This is a genomic window from Ilumatobacter sp. (genome assembly GCF_049588435.1).
Classification (GTDB): domain Bacteria; phylum Actinomycetota; class Acidimicrobiia; order Acidimicrobiales; family Ilumatobacteraceae; genus Ilumatobacter_A.
Window position 1 is genome coordinate 1 of record NZ_JBAVYV010000477.1, and the last position, 1,985, is coordinate 1,985.

Genomic DNA, 1,985 nt, shown 5'->3' on the forward strand with positions numbered 1-1,985 from the left:
GGGCTGGACTGCGACATCCGGCGTCGCTGCCGACGGAGAACCGTCACCCGATGCAGACCCCGAACCCGCACCGGCCGAACCCGTCGGTGATCTGTGGCTCGACGTCGATGACGGCCCGGGGCCGTCCGCCACGATCCCGCCGCAGCCGGTCAGCCCACCTCCTCCCGACGCCCAGCCGGCCAGCCCGCAGCCCGCGGCACCGCCCCCTCCTGGTTCCGGATTCGCCGAACCCGCATCCGGTGGCACGGTCGACTTCGACGACGGCGAGGCGAGCAACTCGATCTTCGACGACGTCGTTCTCGGCGACGTTCCGGTCGACACGGCCGGCACCGAAGGGGACGCGAGCGCCGCAGCGGGGATCTTGGTGTTCTCGAACGGCGTGAGGATCGCCGTCGACCGCAATGTGCTGATCGGTCGGAATCCGAAGGTCCCGGGGGAGTACACCGGTGGACTCCCGCACCTCATGAAGTTCGACGGTCCGGGTCAGGGTCTGTCGCGTACGCACGCCGAGGTTCGTCTCGAAGGCGGCGAGATGTGGCTCGAGGACCTCGACTCCACGAACGGCACCGAGGTCCAGCTTCCCGGGCAGCAGCGTCGGAGGATGCGCGCCGGGGAGCCGGTGGTGGTGGTGCCGGGCACACTGATCGACTTCGGCGAAGAGCTGCACTGCACCGTCGAGCCAGCGGGGTAACCCGTTCGCTGCAGCCGGGGCTCTCGTCCCCTGGCGGCTCAGCGCGCGGTGAGGAGCCGACGCGCGGCGTCGACGACGATGCCGATCGTCGCCGATTCGACCTGCTCGGCCGCATGGTCGGCCGGCGTCTCCTCGCGGGTCCGATTGACGAGGACCCCGGCGACACAACCGGCGCGCAGACCGAGCGCGGAACACATCGTGAACAGAGTCGCGGCCTCCATCTCGTAGTTCAGCACGCCGAGCGCCCGCCACTCGTCGAGACTCCCGCGAAACCGCGACGACACACGACCGGAGACGGTGTCGTAGCGCTCCTGGCCGGGGTAGAAGGTGTCCGACGATGCGGTGATTCCGATGTGCAACGTCGCCTCCGAGTCCCGTGCTGCTTCGACCAGCGCTGTCGCGCACGCGAAGTCGGCAACAGCGGGAAACTCCGCCGGAGCGAAATGGAAGCTCGCACCGTCGAGGCGGACGGCCCCGGTCGTGACGATCACGTCGCCCGGTTCGATGTCGGGTTGGATCGCGCCGGTCGTCCCGACTCGCAGGAATGTCCCGACACCCAACTGGGCCAACTCCTCGACGGCGATCGAGGTCGACGGCCCGCCGATTCCGGTGGAGCAGACCACCAGCGGCATCCCGTCGAGCGATCCGCGAATCGACGTGAACTCCCGGGTCGACGCGAGCGGAACGGGGTCATCCAGCATGGCGGCGATCCGCTCGACGCGCTCGGGGTCGCCGGGAACGATCGCGAGTGAGGCACCCGCGAGATCCCCGCGAGTCAGACCCAGGTGGAAGACGTCACTCATGTCGCCGACCGTAGCAATCGCTCACTCGCGGAGTCCCGAATGGTTGACGCCGTGGTACGGCCGGCCGGCGGCATCGAACTCGGCGAGGAGTTCGAAGAACTCCGGGCCGAACGGGTCCCCACCGCGCAGTGGCAGCGATGCCCGACGGATCGTCCAGTCGTTCGGTGCAAGGGCAGCGGCGAGGTCGAAGTTGCGGTCGGCACCATCGGTGTCGCCGCTGTCGCGTAGATGCAACGCGAGTCGGAAGTGGAGTCGAGCGCGCTCCTCCTCGTCACTCAGGTCTCCGACCGCGTCGCGGGCATCGTCGCTCGACATCATCGTCTCGCCATCGATCACCCAGCGGCGGATGGCGTCGAGTTGGTTGCCCGAGTCCACCCCGGTGAAGTCCTTGAACGTGTCGGTCGCGTATGCGTTCCAGTTCGGCTGGACGATCATGTCGTCCTCGTCGATCAACAGGACGGTCGGAACATTCGAGATCGCGTAGAGCTCGG

3 protein-coding genes are annotated in these 1,985 nt (G+C 68.3%); 1 reads left to right on the forward strand and 2 read right to left on the reverse strand.

Annotation, left to right across the window (positions count from 1 at the left end):
• Positions 1–691: FHA domain-containing protein (locus WBV89_RS18085; protein ID WP_423982725.1), on the forward strand; the 691-nt coding region annotated here is incomplete at its 5' end.
• 38 nt (positions 692–729) lie between these two features.
• On the opposite strand, the gene udp is transcribed toward WBV89_RS18085, so the two are convergent.
• Both udp and WBV89_RS18095 read right to left on the reverse strand, forming a co-directional pair.
• Positions 730–1,494, reverse strand: a complete 765-nt coding sequence (udp, locus tag WBV89_RS18090; RefSeq protein WP_423982726.1) for a uridine phosphorylase — start codon at positions 1,492–1,494, stop codon at positions 730–732.
• 21 nt (positions 1,495–1,515) lie between these two features.
• A partial coding sequence (locus WBV89_RS18095; RefSeq protein ID WP_423982727.1) for a thioredoxin family protein occupies positions 1,516–1,985 on the reverse strand: 470 nt, incomplete at its 5' end.